We start from the raw sequence: 26,867 nt of genomic DNA, 5'->3' as shown, positions 1-26,867 counted from the left end.
TGTTACATGGACGGTTCAGGCCGCCGAAGAGAGCAGCGTGAACAGTTCCTGCGGCCGGTTGACGCCACGCAGCGCATAGCGGCCGACGGAAACGAGATCGTTGCTCTGCTGGCCCGACAGCGCCTCGACGAAATTCGACGACATCAGGACGTTTCGGTCGGCCGACCGGCACATCGAGGCGATGCGGCTGACTTCATTGACGGCAGGGCCGATGACTGTGAAGTCCAGCCGGTCCATGCTGCCGATATTGCCGTAGAAGACATCGCCGATATGCAGACCGAGATAGACGTCGGTGACGGGCCGGCCTTCGATCTGCCGCTGCGAGTTAAGGTCGCGCAGCCGCTGGCGCAGCAGCGATTCCGCCATCAGGGCGGCAGCGCAAGCATCGGCGGAATTGCGAGCCTTGAAGATCGCCAGCGTGCCATCGCCGATCAGCTTCAGCACGTTGCCGCCCGCCTCATGGATCGAGGAGATGACCGCATCGGCATAGGCATTCAGCATAGGGATGATTTCATCCGGCTCGGCCGTATCCGATATGCGCGTATAGTTGGCGAGATCGGAAAACCAGAGCGCCGCTGAAATCCGCTCCGTTTTGCCTCGGGTAATCTTGCCCTCAAGCACATGCCGGGCGGCATCTTCCCCAAGATAGACTTCGGCAATGGTGCGGGCGATGCGGCTCATGCCGGTGCATTTGATGGCGAGAGCAAGTGCCGGCGTCAACTTGCGCAGCACGCGCAAATCCTCTTCCGGGAATCCCATTTCGGCGGCGGTGGCGAAGTTGGAATAGAAGCAATCCATCTCGCCGATCGTGCCGCCCTCTTCGAAACGGTGGATCATGGCGATGTAATCGGTATGACCATCTGCCAGCAACGTATCGAGCCCGTAGAAATCGGCTGGCTCGCCGAAGCCGATACGACGGCGCACTTCGTCTCCGCCTGTTGTCAGCATGTGGTAGAAGGCGGAGCGCTGCCAGTTTTCAGAGGCGATCCCCTGTTGCGTCGGGCCATATTCGAACTCGCGCTCGATGATCTGATTGCCGTCCCAGCGGAAGGCGCGGCCCTCATAGACTGGATGCAGCGTATCCATCAGCGCCATGGCCCGATCGATGTTGAGACCATGCTGACGGCACTGCTCGCAGAAACCCGAGAGGATATCGACTTCCGTCATCCCCTTGAGACCGGCCTGCATGAGCCAGCTGGCAATTTCGCCAATGTCCTTCGCGTCCATGGATATCTCCCGACCCTCTGAAGGAATCGCTTTAGTACGAAACTCCAAGGCTTGGAATGCTGTACAACGCAAAATAGCCCTGATGCACGCAACAGATCGCCGCTTCTGTGGCACAGAAGCGGCGATTTGACACCTTCTAAGGATGATTGAGGGCCTTAGGCCTTTGCATGCGGCTTCAGCAGGTCTTCCAGACCGATGCGCCGGAAAAGCTCTGCCCGAACCCGGTCGGCAACACCGTTGACGATCTCAGCACCATCCTCTGAAGGATCAATATGGGTACGGAACGGCCGCGTTCCAAACGGCATGTCGACAATATCTACAATCGCCGTCGCCACCGAAGCGGCATCGGCATTCGCAGGTTCCAATGAGGCAAGTCCCTTCAGTGCCTGATCGGGAACGCCGGCATAGGGGCCGTCATCATATTCGGCGGCGCGGGCCTTATCGGCCGGCGAGCCGGAATGGGCAAAATGATTGGTGCCCTTCGTGAAGGCACCGGGCACGATGATGGCGGTTTCGATGCCCCAGCGTGACAGCTCCGACGCATAGGAGACGGCGAGCGAATCCATGGCGGCCTTGGCAGCGAAGTAAGGCGAGAGGTACGGCGGCGTGCCGCCGCGTGTGCTGGATGAGGAGACCCAGACGACCAGCCCTTTCCCTTCCTTGCGCATGTAAGGCAGCACGGCACGATTGACGCGCTGGGTGCTAAGCACGTTGATATCGTAGAGTTCGGCGAACTGTTCGGGCGTGAATGCCTCCGCCGGACCGAAGGACATGTGGCCGGCATTGTGGATGATGGTGTCGATGCGGCCCTGCCCGGCGATAACGGCGGCAATACCGGCTTCGACGGAAGCATCCGAGGCGACATCGAGTTCGACGATCCTGAGATCGACAGCGTTCTCCGTGGCGAATGCCGCCGCCGCTGCGACCTGCGCCGCATTGCGTCCTTGGGTTTCGCGAATGCCGGCATAGACAATATGGCCTGCCTTGGCGAGCGCGCGTGCCGTCAGGGCGCCGAAGCCGCTCGATGCACCAGTGATTACGATGACTTGCTTGCTCATGATCCTGTTCCTTTGCTGAATTGGCTGTAGTTGACGATTGACTGAGAGCGGGAGGCCGGGCAGGCATTTCCCTGCCGCCTAGTTGGCTCAGATCATTCCGCCATTGGCGCGCAGCGTCTGACCGTTGATCCAGCCGCCATCCGGGCCGACGAGGAAGGAAACGGCAGCGGCGATATCCTGTGGCGTTCCCAGGCGCTCCAGCGGGTTCATCTTGGCCATGCGGTCGATGAGTTCGTCGCTCTTGCCATTCAGGAAGAGATCGGTGGCCGTCGGGCCGGGCGCGACCGCATTCACCGTGATCGAGCGGCCACGCAGTTCCTTTGCCATAATGCCGGTCAAAAGCTCGACGCCGGCCTTGGTAGCGGCATAGACGCCGTAGGTTTCAAGCTTGAGGCCGACAATGCTGGTCGAGAAATTGACGATGCGGCCGCCGTCACGCAGGCGCTTGCCGGCTTCTCGCAGCGTATTGAACGTGCCCTTGAGGTTGATGGCGATATGACGGTCGAAATGGGCGTCTTCCGCATCGGCGATCTTGGCCAGTTGCATAATGCCGGCATTGTTGACGAGGACATCGACACCGCCGAAGGCAGCTTCGGCTGCGTCGAACATGCGGCGCACGGCTTCGACATCGGAGACATCGGCTTTCGCGGTCAGCGCCTTGCCGCCCTTTTCCTCGATCTTGCGGGCGAGCCTCTCGGCGGCGGCTTCGCTGCCGGAATAGTTGATGACGACCGTGAAACCGTCTTCGGCCAGACGCTCGGCAATGGCGGCGCCGATGCCGCGGGATGCTCCGGTGACGATCGCTACCTTGTTGGAATTGCTGCTCATTTTCTCATCCTTCGTTGCTTTGCGCCGTAGCGCATTTCGATGAGGAGAAGATGCCCCTTTTCTTGAGGCGGATAATCGGCCATTAATCGGCATCACTATCCGAAATTTTCGAACAAATAATATGGACAGATTCGATGCCATGCGGGTGTTTTGCCGGGTCGTGGAACGCCGCAGCTTCACGCTGGCGGCCGAAGATACCGGCCTACCCCGCTCGACGGTGACGGATGCGATCAAACAGGTCGAGGGGCGTCTTGGCGTGCGCCTGCTACAGCGCACGACGCGGCATGTCAGCCCGACGCTCGATGGCGAGGCCTATTATCAGCGCTGCCTGCGCATCCTTTCCGATATCGAGGATGCGGAAGGCGCCTTTGCCGGGGCGAAGCCGAAGGGCGTCCTGCGCGTCGACGTACATGGAACGCTTGCGCGGCACTTCGTCCTGCCGAACCTGCCCTCCTTCCTCGAAACCTATCCCGACATCGAATTGCAGATCACCGAAGGCGACCGGTTTGTCGATCTGATCCGCGAGGGGATCGATTGCGTGCTGCGCGTCGGCACGCTGCAAGATAGCGACATGATCGGCCGCCGCGTCGCGATGCTGGAAGAAGTGACGCTTGCGGCACCCGCCTATGTCGAACGTTTCGGCATGCCCGCCCATCCGGAGAAGCTCGACGGCCACCGCATGGTCGGCTTCCGCTCTTCCGCAACGGGCGGGCTCCTGCCGCTAGAATTCCAGCTCGATGGCGCCGTGCGCGAAATCACCCTGCCAGCCACCATCTCCGTCAATGCGGCCGAGAGCTATTTTGCCGCCGCCAAACTCGGCCTCGGCCTGATCCAGGTTCCGCGCTATCACGCCGAGGAAGCCCTACGATCGCACGAACTGCTGCATGTCCTGCCGGACTATCCGCCGACACGGACGCCCGTCTCGATGCTCTATCCGCGCAGCCGCCAGCTTTCACCGCGGGTTCGCGTCTTCATAGACTGGCTCGTGAAGGTTTTTGCCGGACAGAACAGCACCGAAGTCGAGGGCGGATGAATATTCCGCGAAAGCGATCAAATAAATGAAATCGGCTCTTTGAATAGGCAAGAAGCACGCCTACGTCCTAAGGCATCATTCCGCTGGCGGAGCCGTTATGACGCCATAGCGGCTGACGATTTTGGAGAGAGCCCATGACCGAACAGAAGCAATTGAAGCTGGGCGCCTTCATGCGTCCCGTCAGCCTGCATACCGGTGCCTGGCGCTATCCCGGCGCCTATCCGGACGCCAACTTCAATTTCCAGCACATCAAAAGCTTCGCGCAGGAGCTGGAAAAGGCGAAATTCGACGCCTTCTTCATGGCCGATCACCTCGCGGTCCTCAACATGCCGATCGAGGCCCTGAAGCGCAGCCAGACCGTCACCTCCTTCGAGCCCTTCACCCTCCTTTCGGCGCTCGCCGCCGTCACCGACAGGATCGGCCTCGTCGCTACCGCCTCCACAACTTTCGACTTGCCCTATCATATCGCCCGCCGCTTCGCCTCGCTCGACCATATCAGCGGCGGCCGCGCCGGCTGGAATATCGTCACCACATCCAATCCCGATGCCGCACTGAACTTCGGCCTCGAAGAACATATGGAACATGGCGAGCGCTACCATCGCGCCCGCGAATTCTATGATGTGGTCACCGGCCTCTGGGACAGCTTCGCCGACGATGCCTTCATCCGCGATCCCGAAAGCGGCATCTTCTTCGATCCCGAGCGAATGCATGTCCTCGGGCACAAGGGCGAGGAATTGAGCGTGCGCGGCCCGCTCAACATCGCCCGCCCGCCGCAGGGCTGGCCGGTCATCGTTCAGGCCGGGCAATCGGATGCCGGCCGACAGCTTGCCGCCGAAACGGCTGAAGCCGTCTTCGCAGCACCTCGAAACCTTGCCGACGGCAAGTCGATCTTCGCCGATATCAAGGGACGGATGAAGGCGATCGGCCGCAATCCGGATCATCTGAAGATCCTGCCCGCCGCCTTCATTGTCGTCGGCGATACGGTCGAGGAGGCAAAGACCAAGCGGGCAAAGCTCGATAGTCTCGTGCATTACGATAGCGCCATCGCATCCCTGTCGATCGCGTTGGGACACGATGCCTCCAAGTTCGATCCGGATGGCCCGCTGCCGGAAATTCCGGAGACCAATGCCAGCAAGAGCGGCCGCGAGCGTGTCATCGCCCTTGCTGAAGCCGAAAGGCTCACCGTGCGCCAGCTTGCTCAGCGCCTCGGCGGCTATGCCGGCCTTGCCTTTGTCGGCACGCCTGAGAGCATCGCCGACGAGATGGAGCAGTGGCTGCACGAGGAAGGCTCGGACGGTTTCAACGTCGTCTTCCCCTTCCTGCCGCAAGGCCTGCTTGACGTGACCACCCGCGTCGTTCCAGAGCTGCAACGCCGCGGCATCTTCCGTCGCGATTACGAAGGTACGACATTGCGCGAACACCTCGGCCTGCCGCGCCCGGAAAACCGCTTCTTCAAAGCTGCTGCCGAAGCCGCGCAGTAAGAGAACCCATCACAAGAGAATAACATGAGCCATATCACGCCGATCGATTACGAGACCGCTTCCGAGGCCGTGCGCGCCGAGCATGATCGCGAAGTGCAGCTGCGCGGCCGTATGACGAATATGAAGCGCACGCTGCTGCACTCGCCGGTCGCGCATCGCATCTATGCGGAATGGTTTCCTTTGCGCGAGGAGCTGCGTCCGGCTCTGGACGATCGTGCAGTCTGGCTGCTTTGCCATACCATCGCGCTCGAATGCCGCTCGATCATTCCGGTCGGCTTCTTCCGGCGCGCGCTGATCAATGCCGGCCTGACGCCGGAAACGGTCGTGCCGAGCGAAGACGAGGCGCTGCTGATCGAATTCGGCAAGGCGATCGTCAAGGATTCCAATGCCATACCGGAGGGGATTTGGGATCGATTGAAGGCCCGCTACGACGAGCCAACGCTCGCCAACCTCGTCGCCTTCGCCGGCATCATGATCGCGACGGCGATCTACAACAATGCCGTGAAGGTGGATATCGATCCGGAGCTTGGGCCTTACCTTGAAGGTTTTGAGTTTCCGGCGAAGTGAGGGGCAACAGCAGATGCCGAGCCATCTCGCCCTTGGCGGGCGAAAAAGCAATTTCATTGGTTTAGGAATTGCGACACCGAAGGTCACGCATATTCAGAATGCTAGCGCAATTTCTAACCCATTGAAATTGCAAGAGCGGAGGTCCGTCACTTGTCGCTATAGCATTGGGAAAGCCGGTGCGTCCCTGCCTACCCCCGCCCTTGCAAAATCTAGCATTTAGCCTTGCGGCTAAATGCTGATTTTGCGTTCCCGCCCACACGGGGGCGGGATAGACCAAATCTCACCCCGAAATCGTCGTCTCGAACTGCGGATTGCCGCGGATCGTGTTGCTCACCGTGCAGATCTCATCCTCGGCGGCATGCGCGATCGCGTTGCGGATTTCATCGCTGAAATCACCCTTGATGGTGAAGGCGATATTGAACTTCTCCACGCGGGAAAGGCCTTCGGTCGCCTTCTCACCCGTGACGACGGCGGTGACTTCGGTGAGCTTGTCGAGCACGCCGAGGCTGCTTGCCGCCATGCGAGCGCTCAAGACCAGACAGGCCGAGAGCGACGAATAGAGCAGATCGAGCGGATTGAAGCCAGGCTGCGACGGCGAGGTCACGATGTCGATCTCACCACCTGTCACAGACGTCACATGCGGAAAGCCGGTGCGGCCGACCGTAGCGGTTGCGCCCGTCTGCCTCGTCTTCACTTTCAATTCGGCCATATCGAAAAACCCCTGAATAAAAGCATGAAATTCCTTCCTTCTACATAGGGATTCGTCGCACAGGACACAATTGCAGTTCCTGGCCCTTGCGTCTTCCAACCAGTTAAGCCACCAAATGGTTACAGGCTCTGAGAAGCAATTCAGGAAAAATGCGTAGCGGTTTTCCGTCCGGAATTGCGTATAAACGCTCTAGCAGACAGGCAGTTCGACATGACCGTTACCGATCCCCGCGCTTTCCTGACCTCACTGTTCGATGCCGCCGTTCGTGCAGCCGATCCGTTGACGGGCATTCGCGCGCATCTGCCGGCTAAACCTAAGGGCCGCACGATCGTCATCGGCGCCGGCAAGGGATCTGCCCAGATGGCAGCCGCGCTGGAGCAATGCTGGGAGGGGCCGCTGGAAGGTCTTGTCGTGACGCGATATGGCTTCTCGGCCCCCTGCCGCCGGATCGAAATCATCGAAGCAGCCCACCCCGTGCCGGATGAGGCGGGTCTCGTCGCCTCACGCCGATTGCTGAAACTCGTCGATAGCCTGACGGCGGACGATCTCGTGATCGCTCTGATATCAGGCGGCGGCTCGGCGCTGCTTCCCTCGCCAGCGAACGGCCTGCGCCTTGCGGACGAAATCGCCGTCAACAAGTCGCTGCTCGCCTCCGGTGCACCAATCTCTGCGATGAATGTCATCCGCAAGCATCTGTCGACCATCAAGGGCGGCCGGCTGGCTGCCGCTGCCCATCCGGCCAAAGTCGTCTCGCTCGTCGTCTCGGACATTCCCGGCGACGACCCTGCCCTGGTGGCTTCCGGCCCCACCGTGCCCGGCGCCGGCACACGCGCGGACGCGCTCGACCTCATCCGCCTCTACCAGATCGAACTGCCGCCAGCCGCTCTCGCCCATATCGAGAAAGCGGAAGCCGATGCGCCGCGCCCGGACGATCCTCGTTTTGCCGGCAATGAAGTCCATGTCATCGCCTCCGCCAGCGTCTCATTGGAAGCCGCTGCCGAGGTGGCGCGTGCCGCCGGCATCGAAGCCACCATCCTCTCGGACGCCATCGAGGGTGAGGCCCGTGAAGCGGCCCATGCCCATGCCGCCATCGCGCGTGAGGTGCTTCATCGCAACAGGCCCTTCACCAAGCCGATCGTGCTGCTTTCCGGCGGCGAAACCACGGTGACTTTGAAAGGCAAGGGCAAGGGCGGACGAAACTCGGAATTCCTGCTGTCGCTCGCCATCGATATCGACGGCCATGCCGGCATTCACGCAATCGCGGCCGATACGGACGGCATTGACGGCAGCGAGGACAATGCCGGCGCGTTTGCCGATGCAAGCACTGTGGCGCGGTTGCGCAAGTCTGGAATGGTGCCGGCCGAGATGCTGGCAAACAATGATGCGTGGACTGCTTTCAATGCCATCGGCGATCTCTTCGTCCCCGGCCCGACCGGAACGAACGTCAACGACTTCCGCGCTATATTGATCGCGTAACCACCGGAACGTGTGGGTTAGATAATCGCGGTGCAATCGTCGCAGCGCCAATAGGCGGCTGCCGTCGATGCCCATCGAAGGAAATGTCGTCTGCAATGCTCGCATTCGATTTCCACGACATGCGTCCTTTCGCCGACGATGAATGGCCTGCTCTTGATCCTACGCTCGCTCTTCCATTGCTCGAGCTTCGTCACGGCCATGATTACCCTCCACGCAACACTCACCTCGAAAAGCAACAATCTAAAATAGATTCAACTAATAAAATAATATTGCAAGTGCGAAGCATTTTTCTGCGCGCAGGAGGACCAAAATTATCCGTAGTAGTGCAAGGAAGACATAGCCGATCGAAATCCGGCCCATGGCGGGATCCGCTCCATTAAAAATTGTGACAGCGGATATCGCAATTTTCATGAGCGGCGCCATGTCATTCGTTGGCGATTTTCCATCAAGATAATAATGGGAGGCATACTCATCATGCGCCACTTCCGCCAGCGGGCGATTTCGTCGGTAACCCTGGTCACATTTGCTCTCTTCTCCGTCACCGCCAGAGCTGCCGCGCCGCCACCGGTCGAGGCGGAGCATGGCATGGTGGTCACCGCTCAACATCTCGCCACCGATGTCGGCGTCGAGGTGCTGAAGAACGGCGGCAATGCCGTCGATGCCGCCGTTGCGGTCGGCTATGCGCTCGCCGTGGTTTACCCGACCGCCGGAAATATCGGCGGCGGCGGCTTCATGACCATCCGCATGCGCGACGGCAAGACGACCTTCCTCGATTTCCGCGAGCGCGCACCCCTCGCGGCGACCAAAGGCATGTATCTCGACGACAAGGGCAATATCGTCAAAGGCGCCAGCACGGATGGTTATCTCGCCGTCGGCGTACCAGGTTCGGTCATGGGCTTTGAGACGGCCCGCGAGAAATACGGCACCAAGTCCCGCCAGGATCTGATCGCGCCGGCCATACGCTATGCCAAGGAAGGCTTCACGCTGAACCAGGCCGATGCCGCCGAACTGAACGAGGGCAAGAAGTGGCTCTCGCGCGATCCGGCCACTGCCGCAATCTTCACCAAGTCTGATGGAAAGCCCTTCGCGACGGGCGACAAGCTGGTGCAGCCGGACCTCGCCAATTCCTTATCAGGCATTTCCGATCAGGGCCTAGATGGCTTCTACAAGGGGCCAGTCGCCAACGCCATCGTCAAGGCAAGCCAGGATAAGGGCGGCATTCTCGCAAACCAGGATTTCGAACAATACAAGGTCCGCGAACTCGAACCCGTGAAGTGCAATTATCGCGGCTATGAGATCGTCTCCTCGCCGCCGCCCTCCTCCGGCGGCGTCATCATCTGCGAAATCCTCAATGTGCTCGAAGGCTATCCGCTCTCCTATACCGGCTACGCCTCGGCCGACACGGTCCATTACATGGTCGAAGCCATGCGCTACGCCTATGTCGACCGCAACTCGGCGCTCGGCGATCCTGACTTCGTCGACAATCCCGTCAGCAAGCTGCTGGACAAGGCCTATGCCCAGAAGATCCGCGATGGCATCTCCCCCTATAAGGCCGGCGTCTCCAAGGATCTCATGCCGAAAGGCCTCGGCGAAAGCCACGAAACCACGCATTATTCGATCATCGACAATGACGGCAACGCCGTTGCCGTCACCTATACGCTGAACGGCTCCTTCGGCGCCGGCGTCGTTGCGCCCGGCACGGGCATCCTCTTGAATAACGAGATGGACGACTTCACTTCCAAGCCCGGTGTGCCAAACCTTTACGGCCTCGTGCAAGGCGAGGCCAACGCCATCCAGCCGAAGAAGACGCCGCTCTCCTCCATGAGCCCGACGATCGTCACCAAGGACGGCAAGCCCTTCATGGTGATCGGCAGCCCCGGCGGCTCGCGCATCATCACCATCACGCTGGAAGCGATCATCAACGTCATCGATTTCGGCATGAACATTCAGGAAGCGATCGATGCTCCGCGCATCCATCACCAATGGCTGCCGGATAAGGTCTACATGGAGCCGCGGGCACTTTCGCCCGATACGATCAAGCTTCTGACCGGCATGGGCTATACGGTTCAGGTCGACAATAGCTGGCCGATCTGGGGCCAGGCCGCCGGCATTCTCGTGGGCGGCAAGAGCCTCGGCGACATCGCCAAGGGCGGTGGCGCCCGCTACAACGGCGCCATGGACAGTCGCGCCGGCTCGGGACTTGCCGAAGGCTACTGATCGCCGCGGTGCCTGCTGAAAACGACGATTTGGATCGGTGCCGCCAACAACTGGCACCGGTCTTTTTGCCTATGGCATCCGGCCAAACGAGCACATTATCTTGCGCGAGAAAACCAAGCGTGAGCATTTCGGCGCGATATCGCCCTTTTCATTCACCTCACGTTCATTTGATGCCGTTTGCCCCTGCATGTGCGTGATTTTTTTCATCCCATGAATGGGATTTGCGATTTCTGATATAGCAATCGCGTGCAAGCAGGAGTATACAAACCGCCGTTCAAATAGGCCTTCGCGCCATGACCAGACTTGCGGTTCTGTCTTAGGACCCCACCGCACCATCGAGAGCGATCCCCGACAATGTCGGATCAGATATTCCAGGCCGCCCATGTCAGGCGGGCCGCACCGAATTTTCGTGTAGTAGCGCTTATCGTAGCAAGCGCGATGTTCATGGAACAGCTTGACGCGACCGTGCTCGCAACAGCCCTTCCGACCATGGCGAGAGACTTCGGCGTCAGCGCGCCGGCCATGAGTATCTCGCTGACTTCATACCTTCTCAGCCTGGCGATCTTCATTCCCGCCAGCGGCGCCATCGCCGATCGCTTCGGATCGCGCACCGTCTTCCGCTCCGCTATCGCGGTCTTCGTTCTCGGTTCACTTTTGTGTGCCCAGGCGCCAAACCTGTTCTTCCTTGTCCTTGCGCGGCTTTTGCAAGGCCTCGGCGGCGCTATGATGCTGCCGATCGGCCGTCTGGTGCTGATGCGCAGCGTCGCCCGCAAGGATATGGTCAACGCCATGTCCTGGCTGTTGATCCCGGCGCTGGTCGGCCCCATTCTCGGCCCGCCGGTCGGCGGCTTGTTCGTGACCTACCTCGACTGGCGCTGGATCTTCTATATCAACGTGCCGATCGGCATCATCGGCTTCATCCTGGTGACCATGTTCATCGAGGAGGTGAAGGGCCCGCGCACCGGCCGTTTCGATCTCTCAGGCTTTATCCTCTCCGGCATTTCGCTGGGATCGCTGCTCTTCGGCTTCGAAATGTCGAGCCGCGAGGGCGAAGGCTATCTCGCTGTCTTCCTGATCTCCATCGGTCTCTTGTTTGGCATCGCCTATCTCCGTCACGCCCGCAAGCACCCCTCGCCGATCATGGATTTCTCCTTGATGAAGGTGCCGACCTTCCGCACTTCGGTCATCGCCGGCTCGCTGACGCGCATCAGCCAGGGTGCCCATCCCTTCCTGATCCCGCTGATGCTGCAGCTCGGCTTTGGTCTTTCGGCCGCTGCCGCCGGCCAGATCGCCATTGCGACCGCGCTCGGCTCGATGGCCATGAAGCCGCTGCAGGTCCGCATCCTGCGCACGCTCGGCTTCCGCACCGCCCTCATCATCTTCGGCCTGATCGGCACGCTCGGCTATGGCATGTGCGCCATCTTCAAGCCGGATTGGCCGCTGCCCGTCATCTTCGTGATCCTGTTCTTCTGCGGCTTCTTCATGTCGTTCCAGTTCACGGCCTACAACACGATTGCCTATGACGAGATCGAGCGCGACCGCATGAGCATTGCGACGAGCTTTTACTCGACCTTCCAGCAGCTGATGCTCTCCCTCGGCATCTGCGTCGCCGCCCTTGCTCTCCATGGCTCGATGCAGTTCCGCGGAGAGACAAAGGCCGAGATGATCGATTTCTCCGTCGCCTTCATCGTCGTCACAGCCATTGCACTGCTTGCTGTGATCTGGAACGCCAGCTTCTCGCGGACCGCCGGCTCGGAAATCAGCGGCCACCGCCGCAGATCGCCTGAAGACAGCCTCGGCGAGCATTGATTGCTCGCCGCCTGCCGATCCAGGCAATAGCGTCTTTTGTGAACAGTGCCTCCACGGGCAGCGCATTGCATTGAACAATGACGCCGGCCTAAATAGCACCAGAACGAAATAACTGTCTGGAGCATCCCATGGTCGCCGGCATCCATCACATCACGCTGATCACCCGCAAGGTCCAGGCGAATGTCGATTTCTACGTCGGCTTCCTCGGCCTGCGCCTCGTCAAGCGCACCGGCGGCTTCGAGGACGCCACGCAGCTTCATCTCCTCTATGGCGACGCCAAGGGCTCGCCCGGCTCGTTGATTACCTTTCTGGTTTGGGAAGATGGTTCGCCCGGCCGCGCCGGCGTCGGCCAGATCGGTGAAATCTCTCTCGCCATCGATCCCGCCAGCATCGGCTTCTGGCTGACACGCGCCCTGAGCGCCGGTCTGAAGCCGGAGGGTCCCTCAGAGGAATTCGGTGAGCCTGTGCTTCGGCTGAAGGATCCGGATGGCGTCATCGTCAAACTGGTGGGAACCAATGCCCTGCAGGCGGCGGCTCCGTGGGCGAGCGACACTATTCCACAGGAACACGCGATTGCCCGCATCCGCGGTGCGACGCTATTCAGCGAAACGCCCGAGGAAACGCAAGCCATGCTGGTTGACCATTTCGACTACCGGCCGCTCGTTGCCACCGGGGCGATCAGCCGGCTCGTCTCGGAACCCGGCGATATCCTCGACATCCGCGATGCCCGCGGCTTCTGGGCAAGCGCCCCGGGGACGGGTACGGTCGATCACGTCGCCTTTCGCGCCGCCGACGATGCGGAATTGCAGTCGGTCCACACCGCCCTGCAGGCGATCGATTCCGGGCCGACGACGATGCATGACCGCAAATATTTCCGCTCGCTCTATGTCCGTGAACCTGGCCAGATCCTGTTCGAACTCGCCACGGATGCGCCTGGCATGTTGATCGACGAGGACGAAGCGACACTCGGCACACGCCTCTTCGCTCCCGGTGACAGTCCGAAGCTTCTGGCCGAGTTGAACGTGATCCTGCCGCAGTTCTCCATGCCCGGAGAGCCGCGCGTCATCTATCGCGACCTGCCCTTCATCCATCGCTTCTTCACACCCGATGAGCCGAACGGCAATGTCTTCATTCTGCTGCACGGTTCCGGCGCCAACGAAACGACAATGCTGCCGCTTGGTCACGAGATCGATCCCAATGCGACCTTGCTCAGCGTACGCGGCCGGGCGCTTGAAGAAGGTGCGCCACGCTGGTTCCGTCGCAACGGGCCGATGAGCTTCGATCAGGCCGACATCGCCAGCGAGGCCGAAGCCTTCGCAGCCTTCATCGACGGCGCGATCCATGCCTACGGGCTTGATCCGGACCGCATCGTCTATATCGGCTATTCGAACGGCGCCAACCTGCTGAATGCCATGCTGTCGCTGCACCCGCATCTGATCCACCGCGCGGTGCTGCTCCGCTCCATGGCGGCCCTCGAAAATCCGCCTGAAGCGGACATGTCGGATGCCCAGGTGCTGGTGGTCGCCGGCGAGAAGGATTTGTATGGTCCCTATACTCAACCGCTGGCCAAACGTCTGCGGAATGGCGGCGCCGTAGTTGAGCTTGCAACAGTTCCAGGCGGTCACGAGTTTGACGATGCGGACGTGCCCGTCATTCAGGCTTGGTTGAACAAGCCCGTCTGAGGCGGATCTTCCGAATATAAACGACAAAAGCCCGCCGGATGGCGAGCTTTTGTTTTGGGCAATCCGGCAGGTTTCAACCCTTGAACGTATATTCCGCGATCGATTCCGGCTTCATCTCGATCGAGAAGCCCGGCAAGCTCGGCGGCATATAGGCTGCGTCGCGGATGATACAGGGGTCGATAAAATGCTCGTGCAGATGATCGACATACTCGATCACGCGGCCGTCCTTGGTGCCCGACACGGCGATATAATCGATCATCGACAGGTGCTGCACATATTCGCAAAGACCGACGCCGCCGGCATGCGGCCAGACCGGCAATCCATACTTGGCGGCGATCAGCAGCACCGCCAACACTTCGTTGAGACCGCCCATCCGGCAGGAATCGATCTGCACGATGTCGATCGCGCCCTCGGCGATGAACTGCTTGAACATGATGCGGTTCTGGCACATCTCGCCCGTCGCGACCTTCACCGGGCCGATGGCCTGGCGGATCTTGCGGTGTCCGGCAACATCATCCGGGCTTGTGGGTTCTTCGATGAAGAAGGGCTTGGCGAAAGCGAGCTTCTTCACCCAGTCGATCGCCTGATTGACCTCCCAAACCTGGTTGGCGTCGATCATCAGATAGCGGTCTGGACCGATCACTTCGCGGGCGATGGTCAGGCGGCGAATATCGTCTTCCAGGTCGCGCCCGACCTTCATCTTCACATGGTTGAAACCAGCGTCGATCGCCTCCTGGCACAGGCGGCGCAGCTTGGCATCGTCATAGCCGAGCCAGCCGGCTGATGTCGTGTAGCAGGCATAGCCCTCGCGCTGGAGCGTGGCGATACGGTCGGCCTTCCCGGCTTCCGCCTTCTTCAGGATAGCGACGGCCTCATCGCGGGTCAGCACATCGGTCAGGTAACGATAATCGACGATATCGGCGATCCGCTCGGCATCCATCTCCGAAACCAGCCGCCAGACCGGCTTGCCGGCTTCCTTGGCGAGCAGATCCCAGACGGCATTGACGACCGCGCCCGTCGCCAGATGCATCGCGCCTTTTTCCGGCCCAATCCAGCGCAGTTGGCTGTCGCTCGTCAGATGCCGCCAGTATTTGCCGGGGTTTTCCAGAACCGTCGCAAGCTCCGTGCCGACGACCAGATGCCGCATCGCCTCGATCGCCATGCAGCAGATGTCATTGCCGCGGCCGATGGTGAAGGTCAGGCCATGGCCGGCGAGGCCCGGTCTGTCGGTCTCGAGGATGACGTAGGCTGCCGAATAGTCCGGATCCGGATTCATCGCATCCGAACCGTCAAGGCTCTGCGATGTCGGGAAACGCAAATCGAAAACGCGAAGATTGGTGATGCGCGTCATTGGAAAACTCCTTCTCTATCCATCGCGGCCTCTCGACCCCCTTCAGCCAAGGTCGAACTCCTCCCAGAGCGCCACATTATGCTCGCCCATACGCGGGGCCGCCACGCCCCGAATTTCGGCCGCTGCCCGCCGATGCGGGTAGGTGAGCGACACTCAAAACGCCTCTCTCCTCACCTCGTCATCGGTTTCCACATCGACGCCGAATTTTCTTATGTGAATACTATTTTCACATATGCATGATCTTTGCAATCGAAAAGGCAAGGGAATTCGAGCTCCATGCTGCCGACACCGCCGGAAAATGCGCTATTGTCCGACGCCAGCGGATTAGCTGAAGGAGATGTTGGAAATGGCAACGGTTAAATTGCTCGATGATGCGGAAGTTGAGGCAATCCCGGCCGTGAAGGCGGTGTTTGATGACATTCGTGCAGTGAGAAAATCCGATTTCGTCAATAATTTCTGGCGGGGGCTAGCAAATGATCCGGCGCTGCTGAAGCGGACATGGGAAGGCTTGAAAACTGTCATGATGGCGGAGGGCGCGCTTGATCCGCTCGTGCGTGAGATGATCTACATTGCCGTCTCCACCGCCAACGGCTGCAGCTATTGCATCCATTCCCACACCGCCGCTGCCAAGGCGAAGGGGATGACCGACGCCCAACATGCGGAACTGCTTGCTGTCATCGGGCTTGCCGGACAAACGAACCATCTGGTCACGGCGATGCAGATCCCGGTCGATCCGGAGTTCGATGTCAGCAGCCGTTAAAAACGCAGAAGGCCCGCGGGCATGCCGGCGGGCCTTCCATAATCGATCTTCGCTTTTCAGCGATCGGATTTTTCCGTCGCCTGGGCCTCCGCCGCAAGGGCGGCAACGTTGAGGCCGTTGTTCACGGCGAGCAACCTTTTGCGAACCAGAACGCCCATCACGCGGGCGGCCGTCGAAAAGGTCATCGTGTCAAGCGGGCCTTCACCCTCCCAGGGCTTGGTCAGCCGCTCGGTCACGGCCGAGACGATGTTGTTGGGCACGATATCAGTGCATTCGCGCATGGCTTCGAACACGACGCTGATGGGGTGGATGCGTCCTTCGAACGTCACGATCGGTTCAGTTACTTCCCTGTCCCATTCCTCGAAGGCATAGAGCGCTTCGCGGAAGAGCTGTTGAAGGGTGATGGGAGCATGACCCTCATGAAGGGGCGGCAAGGCATTCGACATGTCTGTCTCCTTTCAATTGGAAGTCCGGCGCATGTATGAAAATGGATGGTCTCTCCTCCGAGACACAAGCGCTGCTTCTTCAGTTTGGCGCGCCGGAAAACGGGGGCGCGGCGCGGCAAACCATCTCGTGACCGGCGCAACGCGGGACACACACAAAATGTTCCCACCGGTCATTTAACTTGATCAAGTCTATAGATTAATCTCGACTTGAAAAGCCTCTTTAAGAATTTTCTGAAATTCCCTTTATTTTTGAATGGCTTCGCGTAGTATGGAATTGCCGCGCGTCGGAGGAAGGCGCGCGAATCTCTCTTCCAAGGGCAAAGGGAACGCCATGGGCGGCGATCATGAACATCAGCATCACGACGGGCATGATCACGACCATCAGCCTATCGACTGGCGCGAACACGGCATCAAGATCATTCCCGGCAATGCACTCGATCCTAATACCGCACAAACCCCCGGCATGAACCGCGCGACCGCGATCAATCATGCGCGTGTAGGTGCTGAAAAGATCTGGGCGGGAACCGTGACGATCCACGCCAATGCCAAGACGGGCGCCCATCATCACGGCGATCTCGAAAGCATCATCTATGTCGTCAAAGGCAAGGCACGGATGCGCTGGGGCGAAAATCTCGAATTCGTTGCCGAAGCCGGCCCCGGCGATTTCATCTTCGTTCCGCCCTATGTACCGCACCAGGAGATCAACGCCAGCCGCGATGAGACGCTGGAATGTGTGTTGGTCCGCTCCGGCCAAGAGCCGGTGGTCGTCAATCTCGATATCGAACCGGTGGAAAAGCCGGAGGAGGTCCTCTGGAAAGATCCAATCCACCGCTGAAATGATTAAAATTTAAGCAAATGCCCAATTGCCGCATAAATAGTCTACTGCATTTATAGAAAATTAGTTTGCGCTTTTGCGCTGCACTGAAAAGAGTTTTCAGAACCGCGCTGCACAACGCATGATCCTGCTTCGCGGAGGAAGCGCACGTCTGAGATGATCCTGATGTCACCGAGAAAAACGATCTCGCTCATCTGGAACAGGATTTCCCATGACTGAAAAGCTTTCTAAAGGTTTCGACGCGCTGCGCCTTTCCCGCCGTGCCGGCCTTGCCGCCATTGTCGCCTCCGCTGTCGCCGTCTTCGGCTTGACGGCAACCGCCACGCCCTCTTTCGCCGCAGACAAAACGATCAAGGTCGGCATCATGAGCGGAGAAGACGAGGATGTCTGGCGCGTGGTAACAGCCGAGGCCGCCAAAAAGGGCCTTAAGATCGAAACGGTCGTCTTCAACGACTATACCCAGCCCAACGAAGCTCTGGAGCGTGGCGAAGTCCAGGCCAATGCCTTCCAGCATCAGCCCTATCTGGACAACCAGATCAAGCAGCACGGCTATCACATTGTCAACGTCGGCTATACTGGCGTCTGGCCGATCGGGCTCTACACCAAGAAGTACAAGGCTGTCGCCGACCTTCCGAAGGGTGCCACCATCGGCGTGCCGAACGATCCGTCCAATGAAGGCCGCGCCCTGCGTGTTCTGCAGCATGAAGGCGTGATCAAGCTCAAGGACGGCACCGGCATCCTCGCTACCACGGCCGACATTTCTGAAAACCCCAAGAATGTCGAGATCAAGGAACTGGACGCCGGCATCGTCGGCCGCTCGATCGACGACCTGGACGCAGCCGTCGTCAACACCGACTGGGCGCTGAAGAGCGGCTTGACCCCGAAGGATCGCATTGCGCAGGAGCCGATCGACGGCAATCCGTACCGCAACTTCATTGCCGTCAAGAAGGGCAACGAGAACGAAGCCTGGGTTAAGACGCTGGTTGCGGCTTATCAGAACGACACCGTCAAGGCCGAATTCGACAAGGTCTATAAGGGTACCGGCCAGAGCGCCTATTGATATCAGCACGGCGCGGGGGACAGCGCTAAGCGGCAAGGCGGCCGGGGTATCTTGCCCGGGCCGCCTTCGATGTTTAAAGCCCATGCTCAACCCGCGCCGAACGCAAAAAAGAAGATTGGGAAGCAGACATGAATTCCTTCATCCCAGCCACATCAATCGACGGGCAGGCGTCGCCCGAACGAACGGCGGACGACGAGATCGTCCGCCTGGTTGATGTCCGACGCCGGTTCGGCGGCACGCCGGCGCTGGACGGTATCTCGCTGACCGCGCGCCGTGGCGAGATCGTCGGCATCATCGGTCGCAGTGGCGCCGGTAAATCGACGTTGATCCGTTGCCTGAACGGGCTGGAGCGCGCCGATAGCGGCGAGATTCATATCGAAGGCCGCGACATTGCGCGCCTTTCGGAACAGGAACTGCAGCCGCTGCGCCGCCGCATCGGCATGGTCTTCCAGCATTTCAACCTGCTGTCCGCGAAAACGGTCGAAGAGAACATCGCCCTGCCCCTGAAAATCGAGGGAGTGGCCAAGACCGAACGGCTGCGGCGCGCACGCGAACTGCTCGAACTCGTCGGTCTCGCCGACAAGGCCAAAGCCTATCCAGCCGCCCTTTCCGGCGGCCAGAAGCAGCGCGTCGGCATCGCCCGCGCCCTTGCCGCCCGGCCTGCATTGCTCCTGTCGGACGAGGCGACGTCGGCGCTAGATCCGGAAACCACCCGATCGATCCTGGCGCTGCTGAAGGATATCAACCGCAAACTCGGCCTAACCATCCTACTCATCACGCACGAGATGGAAGTGGTGCGCTCCATCGCCGATCGCGTCGCCGTCATCGATGCAGGCCGGATCGTCGAGGAGGGTTCCGTCTGGTCGGTCTTCGCCAACCCACAAACGGAGATCACTGCAAGCCTGCTTGGCGGCATCCGGCCGCAATTGCCGGAACATATCGCCACGCGCCTCTCTCCGACTTCCGGCATCGAGGCCATTCTCAGTGTCGATCTTGCCGGCCCGGCCGCGCAGGGCGCGCTCTTTGCGGAGCTTTCCGCTGCCCTGCCGCGCTCTTTCCGCCTGGTTCACGGCGGCATCGACCACATCCAGAACCAACCCGTTGCCCGTTTCTTCGTCGCCGTCCCGACGCGCGATCCGGACCTGCCGGCGCAGGTCAGCGATTTTCTGAAAGCCCGCTCCGCCCGGGTGGAGGTTTTAGGCTATGACAACTGATGTGATACTCGGCCTACTTTGGCGCTCCTTCTGGGAGACGATTTGGATGACGGCTGCGTCCGGCCTCCTCTCCCTGGTCATCGGCCTGCCGCTCGGCCTCGCCCTCGTCGTCACCGGTCGCGGCGGCATTGCCGAGCAGCCTGCGATCAACAGCATCCTTGCCGCGCTGGTCAACGGCTTCCGCGCCGTGCCTTTCGTGATCCTGCTGATTGCCCTTATTCCGCTGACGCGACTGATCGTCGGCACCGCGCTCGGGACAACGGCGGCGATTGTGCCGCTGACCATTGCCGCGATCCCCTATTATGCCCGTATCGCCGAGGTCTCGCTGCGTGAAGTCGATCGAGGCCTGATCGATGCGGTCCGCGCCATGGGCGGCAATCGCTGGACGATCATCCGCGAAGTACTGGTGCCCGAGGCCATGCCCGGCATCGTCGCGGGCTTCACGGTGACGCTGGTCACGCTGATCGGTGCTTCAGCGATGGCGGGCACCATCGGCGGCGGTGGCCTCGGCGACCTTGCGATCCGCTACGGCTACCAGCGCTTCGAAACCGGCGTCATGATCGCCGTCGTCATCGTGCTGATCATTCTGGTCTGCGGCATGCAGTGGCTGGGCGATCGCCTCGCCAACCGGCTCGACCGCCGCTAGCATACCTCTAAAGGGCGGTTCAGCCGTCTGAACAAGGCTGAACCGCTTTCACGCATATGGGCGGCCGGTTGCACTGCGCGCTATTCACGCGCCGCCGTGGCCGGGCTTTGACGTGGGTCGAAATTGAGCATCGGCACCGTCGCGTTCGGCAACATGGTGGTTGGCAATTGACCATTCCACTTTTCCGCCTGCGTCAGGAAGATCAGGTTCGGATTGTCGCGCAATGCATCGCCTCGGGCCTTGATTGCCTTTGCTTCTGCATCGCCGCGGAGCTGGATCGCTTCGGCCTCAGCTTCTGCCTGCAGCTTCACGGCATCCGCTTGGGCCTGTGCATCAGCACGACGGGCGTCGGCGGCGGCCTGGGCCTGCGTCACTGTGATCTGCGCCTGCACTTTCTCGCGCTCCGCATTCTGCCGCAGCTTCTGCACTTCGACCTCCGCCAGCATGCGCTGCTCTATGCTGTTCTCATAGGCTTCCGAAAAATTGATATTTTCGACCTGAACGCTGTCGATCTGCACCGGCCCTTGAATACCTGTCTCGATCGCTGCCTGAACGTCGGTGTTGAACTGCGCGCGGTTCTGTATGACGGAGGCGGCGGTGAATTTGCCGAACACCGTCTTAACATCCTGGGGAGCACGCCGCGCAATCAGCCGCGATTCCAGATTGCCGAGCGAACCGAATTCCGAATAGACATGCTCGACCGCATCCGCCGGCACGTGCCAGGAGATGGTCACGCGCATGTCGGCCGGTTGCTGATCCTGCGAGTAGGCCTGCATCTGCTGATGCTCATTGTCCTGGCAGCTCGTACCGCTCTGGCAGGTCCAATAGGTGACCTGCTGCGTCACAGGAATTTTGACCACGGTCTCGACCCAAGGCAATTTGAAGTGCAAGCCTGGTTCAGCCGTGCCGACCATGGCGCCCGTGCGTAGGATGACGCCGCGTTCGCCCTGATCGATCGTGTACCACGAACTGAAGACGAGCATCAGGACAGCTATCAAGGCGATGATGCCGATGAATGCCGTCACGCGACCTTTGTTCGCCACGGATGCTATGTCGATTTCCCGGTTTGCCATCGATATCCTCACCTGCATGCAATGGGCGAGACATAGATGAGTCGGTTCGAAAATGCACCTGCAGTTTCATATCTCGCCGCAACGACCTTCAGTTGCGAGTCACCGGCTTCGAGCGCATGCGCGACACCGTTTCCCGTTCGGCACGCTTGCAGCGCATCGGCGGCAGGCCGCGATCCATTAGATCCATGTCTTCCAGCACCATCTCGCCCATCTTTTTAAAGGCGCTGTCGAGCGCACCCGCGCGGTGAGCGGAACGGAGGAAACCTTTGAGCTTGCGAACCGGATGATCAAGGCTAAGCGGCTCCTCAGGATAGACGTCGCTCGCCGCGACGATATGGCCGGATGCGACCGCCGCCATCAGTGCCTCGAAATCGACGACATCGGCCCGGCTGAGCAGGATGAAGGCCGCGCCCTTGCGCATCCTCGCAAAAGCCTCAGCGCCGAGAAAACCCTTGTTCTCGCTGGTGACGGAAGCAACAACGAAGACGAAATCGCTGGTGGACAGCACTTCGTCCAGACCGGCGGGCTGCACACCATGTTCTCTCAGGATCGAAGGCGGCATCCAGGGATCGAACACCCTAATATTGGCGCGGAAGCCGGAGAGAACCCGGTTCAGCGCCTTGCCGAGATCGCCGAAGCCGACGATACCGATATCGCTGCCGGAAATCAGCCGGGCACTGGCATTGCCATCGCCGCCCCAAAGTTCCCTGCCCTCCCGGAAATCGAGATCAGCATCGACGATTCCGCGCGCCAGGCTCAGCGCAAACCCCAAGCCGATTTCGGCGACCGGCTCGGCAAAGACGAGACCCGTGGTGACGACGTGGATGCCGCGCTCGAAAAGCACCTCATAGGGCATGTTGTTGATGAGATTGCTCTCGACATTCAGGATGCAGCGCAGCTGCGGCATGCGGTCAAGCGTCTCCTTCGACAAGGGTGGCTGGCCGATGATATAGCGCGCCTCTCCGATCACATCGTTCCCTAGTCCTGCAATATCGCCAGGATCCGCTTCTACGATGCGGTATTTCGAATGAAGGAGCGCCAGTGCATCCCTGGTGAAGATAAGCTCGAGCGAGCGCGGCTCCGGCGCGCTGATGGCCAAGGGCCTGCTGTCGGTCGTCATTCTGCTCCTCCGGTCTAGTGACACGATCCAATATCATTCGATGGATGAGATCAATCAGATCTCGTCCTCCTCCCCTGGCATTCCGACGGAGAAGGCGCAGATGCGCGAGAGATAGGTGAGGGGCAGACCCGTCTCCTCATGCCAGGCATTGAACTGATCCTGGATCAGCCGCAGATCCTTTTTGGTGGGCTTACCTTCCGAAATGGGCACGCCCGCAAGCCGGAGGCAGACGAGAACGTCATGGCTCATGACGAAGCTGTCGCGGCCGATTGCGCGCAATAGATATTGTCCAGTCATGCCGCCGAGCCGGTTGGCCTGTTTGTCCAGGACAGCCAGCAGTCCGATCTGATCTTCCAGCGGCCAATCGGCAAAGAAGCGGCCGGCGCTGCCATGCTCGTCGGCAAGCCGGCGGACGAACTGCGCATTGGCCCTAACCGACATGATTTTGGCACCGTTGCGGATGACTCGCGTGTCGGAGGTCAGGTCATGCCAATAATCATCCGGCGCGAGATTGAGGAAGGCCGGATCGAAGCCGGAAAAAGCAGCTTCGAAGCCCGTCCATTTCGAATCGATGACGTTGCGGACGAAGCCCGCATAGAAGATGTAGCGCGTCATTTCCGACAATATCCGATCGTCGGGCAGCGTACGCAGCACGTCGTGGCTCGGCATTCTGGGCATCAGCGCCATCAATCCTTCCGCGCCACCCTTGCGCTTCTCGGCGCGCTCCCTGATTTCCGCAAAGCTTCCCATCATTCTCTCCCGGTCGTGCCGCGTACCAAGTCTTTTATGACCTCATTCCTCGCGCATGTAATCTCCGTGTGATGATTTTCCGTGAAAGACGCGCTGTCGAAAGTTACGCTGCGACAGTTGATCACACCGGCACGCGAATTGACCTTCCCGGCGATTGAAACAATTCCGGACTGCTCCAGATATTGTCTTGAAATTAACTTGAGATTTCACGCACCGTAGCGTTAATTCGGCCGCGTCGCATCGGAGCCTTCTGCCATGAACAACAAAGACTGGATTAATCCCATCATGGTCATCTGCAAGCGCACCGGAAAAGTTTATACGGTCGCGAACACGAAAGAAGCGCTGGACATGCTGTTGAACGCATGGCCTGTCGCGGAGGGCAAGGCATTCATGATGGCGCTGCAAGTCTGTGCCGATGTCGAAAGAGGCCAGGGACAGCCACTGGAGGCCCGCAACAGCTTTGTCGCCGCCGCCTCCGAGGCTGGCGTCCCTCTCGAGATGCCGGTCGTTCAATAAAGCTATCGCCCTTCCTCATCCATTCGTGGAAGGACACGTGGCCTGTCGTAGCCGAATAGTTCATTCAGCCGATCGGGAGAACCGGCGATGGGGTCGATCTCCCGCTTGCAATATGGGGATCAATTTTCCGGACATTGCGAAACTTTTTGCCCTTGCAGGAGTTTGGGGAGGCAATGTCGGAGCATCATCGAAATGAACAGTATTTTGGGTGCCGGCGATGGTCGCTGGCAAGAACCCGTTTATCTGCGCATTGGCTATGGAATGCCTGAGGCAGTCCGCAGCCCCAAGGAAGCCCATAATCATCTTCTTTTCCGCTGGCCGGCCATCAGAGGCGAAAAATACAATGCTGCCCGAAGACTCTGCCTTCAAGCCGATATCAATCCCCTGTTGAGCGATAAAGCCAGGAAAGTGTTCATAGAGGCGTGCGTCGAAGCGAGCGTATTGGACTAGAGCATGTCGCGCAAAAGTGTGCAGCGGTTTTGCGCCAACGACATGCGCAAAATCAAAGACCTAAAGCGTGGGACGCGAATCTGAAAGATCGCGACACGCTTTAGAGTTCTCGCCACATCGAATCCACTGCCGGGCTTTGATAGCACCCCATATGCGAGGGTATCAGGCAAGACCCTTGGCCCGGTACGCTTCTTGCAGTCTTACCGAAGCATGAATGTTTCGGAGGTAATACGTTTTGAAACGAAACACTTTACGCCCATTTCCAGCCCTCACGCTTGTCATGGGAGAGAGCGGCGAAACACGTCGTATCAATTCAGTGCATCAGGCGGCGGAATTGCTGCTGGAATATTGGCCTGTGGACAATGGCGAGGAATATGTCGCGGCAGTGCGGATCTGCCTCGAAGCGATGCTGGGTGCCGTCTCCGCCGAAGCCGTAAGGGAAGCCTTGATCAAGGCTGCTCAGGAAGCTGGCATATCCGTCATGCAGTGAAATCGCCCCGTCTCTCCTGCAGCATGCTGGATCTCTCTGACATTATTCACTTTTTATGAACGACTGCCGGCGATCTTGCCAACAGAGGCAGGCGATTCGCCCTGCCAATGACGGAGAGAATATGTCGCTTCTACCATTCCCGGCCGACAGGCGTACCAGTGATGTCAGGCGGTGTGCCGCAGCCCTTCAGCAGCTACATGGCGAAGCGGCAAACCGCTTCTGGCGTTCGGAAATGGCAAGCTTTGCCGCCTCCCTGCGTGGACAAGGAATGGAAGACGACGAAATCTCGCGGCAAGCCGGCCTCTTCATGCATGCGGTGCAGGTGGAACTGCAGCTCGCCTTTGCCGAAGAGGAACTAAACGCTTCGGCCTGAGGCGTTGAACCCTTTCGCCTTCCTTCGAATCGCGAAAACGTCCCCCTCTGCTTTTACGCAACTCCGAACGGAAAGCCGCCACGCGCACCTTTCCTCGGATTGCTTTATTTCGGCAATCTGCAAAATGCGATGGACTTGTCGCCGCTTGTCGGTGACTTGATCTGCACGGTCCACTCTCCTCCGGGGAAGTGGAACCCCTTAGACGAGACCACGCCGGTAATCTGCGCACAGGCCTTTCTGGCATCGGCAATCGGCAGGTCTATCGTCGCCATGACGGCATTCCTTCGGCTGGATACCTGGCAAGGCGCCGTAAACAAGCCGGTATTGTCGATCATCTTGCAGACGCGGAACGCATTGTTCACGGCATCGTCTGCCGCCATTGCGGAACTGGCGCCCACCAGCATGGTGGCCGCCGCCAAAAACAGTTTCATTGAAAACCCCGATCCCCTATGGCAGCACGGTGCCAGAGCAGGTTTCGTCTTGCAAGATATGTCGCGTGGATTTTCATGGGCCATTTGAAAATACAACGCGAACGACGGCAGCTTGTTCGCCGGCGCCTTCGTCAATCAGGCTCTGCCGAGATATTTCGACGGAAATCATGGCGGAGGACGACCTCCCGGGACAGGGCGGCGCCGATGCATTCCGGCCGCGCCAAGCTCCGTCTGTCCGGCATTCATCCGACACTTAGATTAGCCTCTCCCCCACCCCAACAATTGGAGAGCGCTCAATTTGCGGCTTCTCATTAATATCTTGGATATTGGAACATGCCATATTAGTAAAAATAAAAATTAAGGAGCCAATCCCATGGCGGCATTCTCACCCGAAGGCCGGGTAGCCACCCGAAAGCGAACGCTTCTCGGCGCGAAAATCATATTTAACGACGGCCACTCGGTTTTCGATTGCCTCGTGCGAAATCTGTCCGATACCGGCGCCATGATCCAGATCGAAAATCCTCTCGCAGCACCCAATACCTTCGACCTACAACTTTCGGGTGAGCGATTGTTGGCGTGCGCAGTGCGCTGGCGCAAAATCAACAGCATGGGGGTCGAGTTTGTGTAAGGGGACTCTCGCCCAAGACGCGTAAGGGGAGCGCTTGGATATCTGAAAGAACTACCCGTCCAAGCTGGGCGATATACCTGGCTGCAGTTACCGCCCGCCGATCAGGTTTGCCCGGAACAAATAAGCCGCAACAGGCATTCCCAAACATATGGCAATTTGCCGAATTGGCCTGTGAAGGAGACGGCTATGAACCAGGACACCATCGACCGGCTTGATACAATCGGCCAACAGCTTCACGATCGAGCTCTTGCTCTGTCCCAATCTCAATCCCAAGAAGGCCAAGACCACGCCCTCATGATGTCGGCACTGGCGACTTTGGCCGCAGCGGTGCGAACCTTGGACGACGACATGGCCCGGCTTGACGGCCCCAAGGGGATCGGAGCAGCCGGCTCCTGAACGCGGCCATTCCAAGAGCTTTCGCGCGCATCGCAACGAGCGCTTCTGCAGCTCGTTAAGCGCTAGCGATACACCGAGATTCTCAAGCGTTGCACGGTGACAAAGTTGGTAGCGGAGGAGGGATTTGAACCCCCGACACAAGGATTATGATTCCTCTGCTCTGACCTACTGAGCTACTCCGCCACGCTGCACTTGATGTCGAACACCAAGCACAAAGGTCAAACGAACCGTCGCTCGAAAG

Annotated in this window: 29 protein-coding genes and 1 tRNA gene; 18 read left to right on the top strand and 12 right to left on the bottom strand. The window is 59.6% G+C overall.

Annotated features, from left to right (window positions below; translation table 11 throughout):
- Nucleotides 1-15: 15 nt before the first annotated feature.
- The 3 genes from ACYJRZ_RS00500 to ACYJRZ_RS00490 form a co-directional block, all read right to left on the bottom strand.
- Nucleotides 16-1,227, bottom strand: coding sequence for an adenylate/guanylate cyclase domain-containing protein (locus ACYJRZ_RS00500; protein WP_459455084.1), 1,212 nt, complete (start codon nucleotides 1,225-1,227; stop codon nucleotides 16-18).
- A 155-nt stretch (nucleotides 1,228-1,382) separates the two neighbouring features.
- Nucleotides 1,383-2,285 (bottom strand): SDR family oxidoreductase, encoded by a 903-nt coding sequence (locus ACYJRZ_RS00495; protein WP_459455083.1) that lies wholly within the window; start codon nucleotides 2,283-2,285, stop codon nucleotides 1,383-1,385.
- A gap of 87 nt (nucleotides 2,286-2,372) precedes the next feature.
- Nucleotides 2,373-3,113, bottom strand: coding sequence for an SDR family oxidoreductase (locus ACYJRZ_RS00490; protein WP_459455082.1), 741 nt, complete (start codon nucleotides 3,111-3,113; stop codon nucleotides 2,373-2,375).
- Between the two features lie 121 nt (nucleotides 3,114-3,234).
- Between ACYJRZ_RS00490 and ACYJRZ_RS00485 the strand changes: the two genes are divergently transcribed.
- The 3 genes from ACYJRZ_RS00485 to ACYJRZ_RS00475 all read left to right on the top strand — a co-directional run bounded on the left by ACYJRZ_RS00485 (nucleotide 3,235) and on the right by ACYJRZ_RS00475 (nucleotide 6,194).
- Nucleotides 3,235-4,146 carry a LysR family transcriptional regulator gene (locus ACYJRZ_RS00485; protein ID WP_459455081.1) on the top strand — a complete coding sequence of 304 codons (912 nt, stop codon included), beginning with the start codon at nucleotides 3,235-3,237 and terminating at the stop codon, nucleotides 4,144-4,146.
- A 134-nt stretch (nucleotides 4,147-4,280) separates the two neighbouring features.
- The gene (locus ACYJRZ_RS00480; protein WP_459455080.1) at nucleotides 4,281-5,627 is read left to right on the top strand and encodes an LLM class flavin-dependent oxidoreductase; all 1,347 of its coding nucleotides are present in this window, start codon (nucleotides 4,281-4,283) and stop codon (nucleotides 5,625-5,627) included.
- 24 nt (nucleotides 5,628-5,651) lie between these two features.
- Nucleotides 5,652-6,194, top strand: coding sequence for a carboxymuconolactone decarboxylase family protein (locus ACYJRZ_RS00475; RefSeq protein ID WP_459455079.1), 543 nt, complete (start codon nucleotides 5,652-5,654; stop codon nucleotides 6,192-6,194).
- Between the two features lie 280 nt (nucleotides 6,195-6,474).
- On the opposite strand, the gene ACYJRZ_RS00470 is transcribed toward ACYJRZ_RS00475, so the two are convergent.
- Nucleotides 6,475-6,903: an OsmC family protein gene (locus tag ACYJRZ_RS00470; protein WP_095435678.1), complete on the bottom strand. Its 429-nt coding sequence runs from the start codon at nucleotides 6,901-6,903 to the stop codon at nucleotides 6,475-6,477.
- Between the two features lie 210 nt (nucleotides 6,904-7,113).
- Between ACYJRZ_RS00470 and ACYJRZ_RS00465 the strand changes: the two genes are divergently transcribed.
- Nucleotides 7,114-8,379, top strand: coding sequence for a glycerate kinase type-2 family protein (locus ACYJRZ_RS00465; RefSeq protein ID WP_459455078.1), 1,266 nt, complete (start codon nucleotides 7,114-7,116; stop codon nucleotides 8,377-8,379).
- A gap of 17 nt (nucleotides 8,380-8,396) precedes the next feature.
- On the opposite strand, the gene ACYJRZ_RS00460 is transcribed toward ACYJRZ_RS00465, so the two are convergent.
- Nucleotides 8,397-8,579, bottom strand: coding sequence for a hypothetical protein (locus ACYJRZ_RS00460; RefSeq protein WP_459455077.1), 183 nt, complete (start codon nucleotides 8,577-8,579; stop codon nucleotides 8,397-8,399).
- Nucleotides 8,580-8,853: 274 nt separating this feature from the next.
- Between ACYJRZ_RS00460 and ggt the strand changes: the two genes are divergently transcribed.
- The 3 genes from ggt to ACYJRZ_RS00445 all read left to right on the top strand — a co-directional run bounded on the left by ggt (nucleotide 8,854) and on the right by ACYJRZ_RS00445 (nucleotide 14,087).
- Nucleotides 8,854-10,596, top strand: a complete 1,743-nt coding sequence (ggt, locus tag ACYJRZ_RS00455) for a gamma-glutamyltransferase (protein WP_459455076.1) — start codon at nucleotides 8,854-8,856, stop codon at nucleotides 10,594-10,596.
- A gap of 354 nt (nucleotides 10,597-10,950) precedes the next feature.
- Nucleotides 10,951-12,405, top strand: coding sequence for an MFS transporter (locus ACYJRZ_RS00450; protein ID WP_459455075.1), 1,455 nt, complete (start codon nucleotides 10,951-10,953; stop codon nucleotides 12,403-12,405).
- Nucleotides 12,406-12,533: 128 nt separating this feature from the next.
- Nucleotides 12,534-14,087 (top strand): VOC family protein, encoded by a 1,554-nt coding sequence (locus ACYJRZ_RS00445; RefSeq protein ID WP_459455074.1) that lies wholly within the window; start codon nucleotides 12,534-12,536, stop codon nucleotides 14,085-14,087.
- A gap of 73 nt (nucleotides 14,088-14,160) precedes the next feature.
- Here ACYJRZ_RS00445 and ACYJRZ_RS00440 read toward each other — a convergent pair whose 3' ends face one another.
- A complete protein-coding gene (locus ACYJRZ_RS00440; protein ID WP_459455073.1) occupies nucleotides 14,161-15,438 on the bottom strand; it encodes an L-fuconate dehydratase in 1,278 nt (425 codons plus the stop codon).
- 346 nt (nucleotides 15,439-15,784) lie between these two features.
- Between ACYJRZ_RS00440 and ACYJRZ_RS00435 the strand changes: the two genes are divergently transcribed.
- Nucleotides 15,785-16,198 carry a carboxymuconolactone decarboxylase family protein gene (locus tag ACYJRZ_RS00435; RefSeq protein ID WP_459455072.1) on the top strand — a complete coding sequence of 138 codons (414 nt, stop codon included), beginning with the start codon at nucleotides 15,785-15,787 and terminating at the stop codon, nucleotides 16,196-16,198.
- Nucleotides 16,199-16,254: 56 nt separating this feature from the next.
- Here the strand turns inward: ACYJRZ_RS00435 and ACYJRZ_RS00430 are convergent, their stop codons facing one another.
- Entirely contained in the window at nucleotides 16,255-16,644 is a 390-nt protein-coding gene (locus tag ACYJRZ_RS00430; RefSeq protein ID WP_459455071.1) for a BRA0787 family protein, read from the bottom strand.
- Nucleotides 16,645-16,975: 331 nt separating this feature from the next.
- Here ACYJRZ_RS00430 and ACYJRZ_RS00425 point away from each other — a divergent pair, with 331 nt between their 5' ends.
- From ACYJRZ_RS00425 to ACYJRZ_RS00410, 4 genes are all read left to right on the top strand, one after another.
- Complete coding sequence (locus ACYJRZ_RS00425) at nucleotides 16,976-17,479, top strand: cupin domain-containing protein (RefSeq protein ID WP_459455070.1); 504 nt, start codon at nucleotides 16,976-16,978, stop codon at nucleotides 17,477-17,479.
- Nucleotides 17,480-17,690: 211 nt separating this feature from the next.
- Entirely contained in the window at nucleotides 17,691-18,539 is an 849-nt protein-coding gene (locus tag ACYJRZ_RS00420; RefSeq protein WP_459455069.1) for a MetQ/NlpA family lipoprotein, read from the top strand.
- A 128-nt stretch (nucleotides 18,540-18,667) separates the two neighbouring features.
- The gene (locus ACYJRZ_RS00415; protein WP_459455068.1) at nucleotides 18,668-19,753 is read left to right on the top strand and encodes a methionine ABC transporter ATP-binding protein; all 1,086 of its coding nucleotides are present in this window, start codon (nucleotides 18,668-18,670) and stop codon (nucleotides 19,751-19,753) included.
- A complete protein-coding gene (locus tag ACYJRZ_RS00410; RefSeq protein ID WP_459455067.1) occupies nucleotides 19,743-20,399 on the top strand; it encodes a methionine ABC transporter permease in 657 nt (218 codons plus the stop codon). Before ACYJRZ_RS00415 ends, ACYJRZ_RS00410 begins: the two co-directional genes overlap by 11 nt.
- An 80-nt stretch (nucleotides 20,400-20,479) precedes the next feature.
- On the opposite strand, the gene ACYJRZ_RS00405 is transcribed toward ACYJRZ_RS00410, so the two are convergent.
- From ACYJRZ_RS00405 to ACYJRZ_RS00395, 3 genes are all read right to left on the bottom strand, one after another.
- Nucleotides 20,480-21,472, bottom strand: coding sequence for an SPFH domain-containing protein (locus ACYJRZ_RS00405; protein ID WP_459455066.1), 993 nt, complete (start codon nucleotides 21,470-21,472; stop codon nucleotides 20,480-20,482).
- An 88-nt stretch (nucleotides 21,473-21,560) separates the two neighbouring features.
- Complete coding sequence (locus ACYJRZ_RS00400; RefSeq protein ID WP_459455065.1) at nucleotides 21,561-22,592, bottom strand: hydroxyacid dehydrogenase; 1,032 nt, start codon at nucleotides 22,590-22,592, stop codon at nucleotides 21,561-21,563.
- 54 nt (nucleotides 22,593-22,646) lie between these two features.
- Complete coding sequence (locus ACYJRZ_RS00395) at nucleotides 22,647-23,342, bottom strand: DNA-3-methyladenine glycosylase I (protein ID WP_459456884.1); 696 nt, start codon at nucleotides 23,340-23,342, stop codon at nucleotides 22,647-22,649.
- Between the two features lie 255 nt (nucleotides 23,343-23,597).
- Between ACYJRZ_RS00395 and ACYJRZ_RS00390 the strand changes: the two genes are divergently transcribed.
- The 4 genes from ACYJRZ_RS00390 to ACYJRZ_RS00375 all read left to right on the top strand — a co-directional run bounded on the left by ACYJRZ_RS00390 (nucleotide 23,598) and on the right by ACYJRZ_RS00375 (nucleotide 25,171).
- Entirely contained in the window at nucleotides 23,598-23,858 is a 261-nt protein-coding gene (locus tag ACYJRZ_RS00390) for a DUF982 domain-containing protein (RefSeq protein WP_459455064.1), read from the top strand.
- A 192-nt stretch (nucleotides 23,859-24,050) separates the two neighbouring features.
- Nucleotides 24,051-24,308: a DUF982 domain-containing protein gene (locus tag ACYJRZ_RS00385; RefSeq protein ID WP_459455063.1), complete on the top strand. Its 258-nt coding sequence runs from the start codon at nucleotides 24,051-24,053 to the stop codon at nucleotides 24,306-24,308.
- A 235-nt stretch (nucleotides 24,309-24,543) separates the two neighbouring features.
- Complete coding sequence (locus ACYJRZ_RS00380; protein ID WP_459455062.1) at nucleotides 24,544-24,798, top strand: DUF982 domain-containing protein; 255 nt, start codon at nucleotides 24,544-24,546, stop codon at nucleotides 24,796-24,798.
- 121 nt (nucleotides 24,799-24,919) lie between these two features.
- The gene (locus ACYJRZ_RS00375) at nucleotides 24,920-25,171 is read left to right on the top strand and encodes a DUF6074 family protein (RefSeq protein WP_459455061.1); all 252 of its coding nucleotides are present in this window, start codon (nucleotides 24,920-24,922) and stop codon (nucleotides 25,169-25,171) included.
- A gap of 104 nt (nucleotides 25,172-25,275) precedes the next feature.
- On the opposite strand, the gene ACYJRZ_RS00370 is transcribed toward ACYJRZ_RS00375, so the two are convergent.
- Nucleotides 25,276-25,737 (bottom strand): hypothetical protein, encoded by a 462-nt coding sequence (locus ACYJRZ_RS00370; protein WP_459455060.1) that lies wholly within the window; start codon nucleotides 25,735-25,737, stop codon nucleotides 25,276-25,278.
- 238 nt (nucleotides 25,738-25,975) lie between these two features.
- Between ACYJRZ_RS00370 and ACYJRZ_RS00365 the strand changes: the two genes are divergently transcribed.
- Together ACYJRZ_RS00365 and ACYJRZ_RS00360 are read left to right on the top strand one after the other, a co-directional pair.
- The gene (locus ACYJRZ_RS00365; RefSeq protein WP_459455059.1) at nucleotides 25,976-26,230 is read left to right on the top strand and encodes a PilZ domain-containing protein; all 255 of its coding nucleotides are present in this window, start codon (nucleotides 25,976-25,978) and stop codon (nucleotides 26,228-26,230) included.
- A 186-nt stretch (nucleotides 26,231-26,416) separates the two neighbouring features.
- Nucleotides 26,417-26,626 (top strand): hypothetical protein, encoded by a 210-nt coding sequence (locus ACYJRZ_RS00360; protein WP_095435696.1) that lies wholly within the window; start codon nucleotides 26,417-26,419, stop codon nucleotides 26,624-26,626.
- A 106-nt stretch (nucleotides 26,627-26,732) separates the two neighbouring features.
- Here ACYJRZ_RS00360 and ACYJRZ_RS00355 read toward each other — a convergent pair.
- A tRNA-Met gene (locus tag ACYJRZ_RS00355) sits at nucleotides 26,733-26,809 on the bottom strand.
- Nucleotides 26,810-26,867: the final 58 nt, after the last annotated feature.

This window comes from Rhizobium sp. No.120, assembly GCF_054558365.1.
Note: the sequence above shows the minus strand (reverse complement) of the source record. Positions and strands in the feature narration are given on the sequence as shown.

Coding starts and splice junctions, on each gene's coding strand:
- ACYJRZ_RS00500 (WP_459455084.1), bottom strand. CDS start 1,227: ATGGACGCGAAGGACATTGGCGAAATTGCCAGCTGGCTCATGCAGGCC.
- ACYJRZ_RS00495 (WP_459455083.1), bottom strand. CDS start 2,285: ATGAGCAAGCAAGTCATCGTAATCACTGGTGCATCGAGCGGCTTCGGC.
- ACYJRZ_RS00490 (WP_459455082.1), bottom strand. CDS start 3,113: ATGAGCAGCAATTCCAACAAGGTAGCGATCGTCACCGGAGCATCCCGC.
- ACYJRZ_RS00485 (WP_459455081.1), top strand. CDS start 3,235: ATGGACAGATTCGATGCCATGCGGGTGTTTTGCCGGGTCGTGGAACGC.
- ACYJRZ_RS00480 (WP_459455080.1), top strand. CDS start 4,281: ATGACCGAACAGAAGCAATTGAAGCTGGGCGCCTTCATGCGTCCCGTC.
- ACYJRZ_RS00475 (WP_459455079.1), top strand. CDS start 5,652: ATGAGCCATATCACGCCGATCGATTACGAGACCGCTTCCGAGGCCGTG.
- ACYJRZ_RS00470 (WP_095435678.1), bottom strand. CDS start 6,903: ATGGCCGAATTGAAAGTGAAGACGAGGCAGACGGGCGCAACCGCTACG.
- ACYJRZ_RS00465 (WP_459455078.1), top strand. CDS start 7,114: ATGACCGTTACCGATCCCCGCGCTTTCCTGACCTCACTGTTCGATGCC.
- ACYJRZ_RS00460 (WP_459455077.1), bottom strand. CDS start 8,579: ATGGCCGTGACGAAGCTCGAGCAATGGAAGAGCGAGCGTAGGATCAAG.
- ggt (WP_459455076.1), top strand. CDS start 8,854: ATGCGCCACTTCCGCCAGCGGGCGATTTCGTCGGTAACCCTGGTCACA.
- ACYJRZ_RS00450 (WP_459455075.1), top strand. CDS start 10,951: ATGTCGGATCAGATATTCCAGGCCGCCCATGTCAGGCGGGCCGCACCG.
- ACYJRZ_RS00445 (WP_459455074.1), top strand. CDS start 12,534: ATGGTCGCCGGCATCCATCACATCACGCTGATCACCCGCAAGGTCCAG.
- ACYJRZ_RS00440 (WP_459455073.1), bottom strand. CDS start 15,438: ATGACGCGCATCACCAATCTTCGCGTTTTCGATTTGCGTTTCCCGACA.
- ACYJRZ_RS00435 (WP_459455072.1), top strand. CDS start 15,785: ATGGCAACGGTTAAATTGCTCGATGATGCGGAAGTTGAGGCAATCCCG.
- ACYJRZ_RS00430 (WP_459455071.1), bottom strand. CDS start 16,644: ATGTCGAATGCCTTGCCGCCCCTTCATGAGGGTCATGCTCCCATCACC.
- ACYJRZ_RS00425 (WP_459455070.1), top strand. CDS start 16,976: ATGGGCGGCGATCATGAACATCAGCATCACGACGGGCATGATCACGAC.
- ACYJRZ_RS00420 (WP_459455069.1), top strand. CDS start 17,691: ATGACTGAAAAGCTTTCTAAAGGTTTCGACGCGCTGCGCCTTTCCCGC.
- ACYJRZ_RS00415 (WP_459455068.1), top strand. CDS start 18,668: ATGAATTCCTTCATCCCAGCCACATCAATCGACGGGCAGGCGTCGCCC.
- ACYJRZ_RS00410 (WP_459455067.1), top strand. CDS start 19,743: ATGACAACTGATGTGATACTCGGCCTACTTTGGCGCTCCTTCTGGGAG.
- ACYJRZ_RS00405 (WP_459455066.1), bottom strand. CDS start 21,472: ATGGCAAACCGGGAAATCGACATAGCATCCGTGGCGAACAAAGGTCGC.
- ACYJRZ_RS00400 (WP_459455065.1), bottom strand. CDS start 22,592: ATGACGACCGACAGCAGGCCCTTGGCCATCAGCGCGCCGGAGCCGCGC.
- ACYJRZ_RS00395 (WP_459456884.1), bottom strand. CDS start 23,342: ATGGGAAGCTTTGCGGAAATCAGGGAGCGCGCCGAGAAGCGCAAGGGT.
- ACYJRZ_RS00390 (WP_459455064.1), top strand. CDS start 23,598: ATGAACAACAAAGACTGGATTAATCCCATCATGGTCATCTGCAAGCGC.
- ACYJRZ_RS00385 (WP_459455063.1), top strand. CDS start 24,051: ATGAACAGTATTTTGGGTGCCGGCGATGGTCGCTGGCAAGAACCCGTT.
- ACYJRZ_RS00375 (WP_459455061.1), top strand. CDS start 24,920: ATGTCGCTTCTACCATTCCCGGCCGACAGGCGTACCAGTGATGTCAGG.
- ACYJRZ_RS00365 (WP_459455059.1), top strand. CDS start 25,976: ATGGCGGCATTCTCACCCGAAGGCCGGGTAGCCACCCGAAAGCGAACG.
- ACYJRZ_RS00360 (WP_095435696.1), top strand. CDS start 26,417: ATGAACCAGGACACCATCGACCGGCTTGATACAATCGGCCAACAGCTT.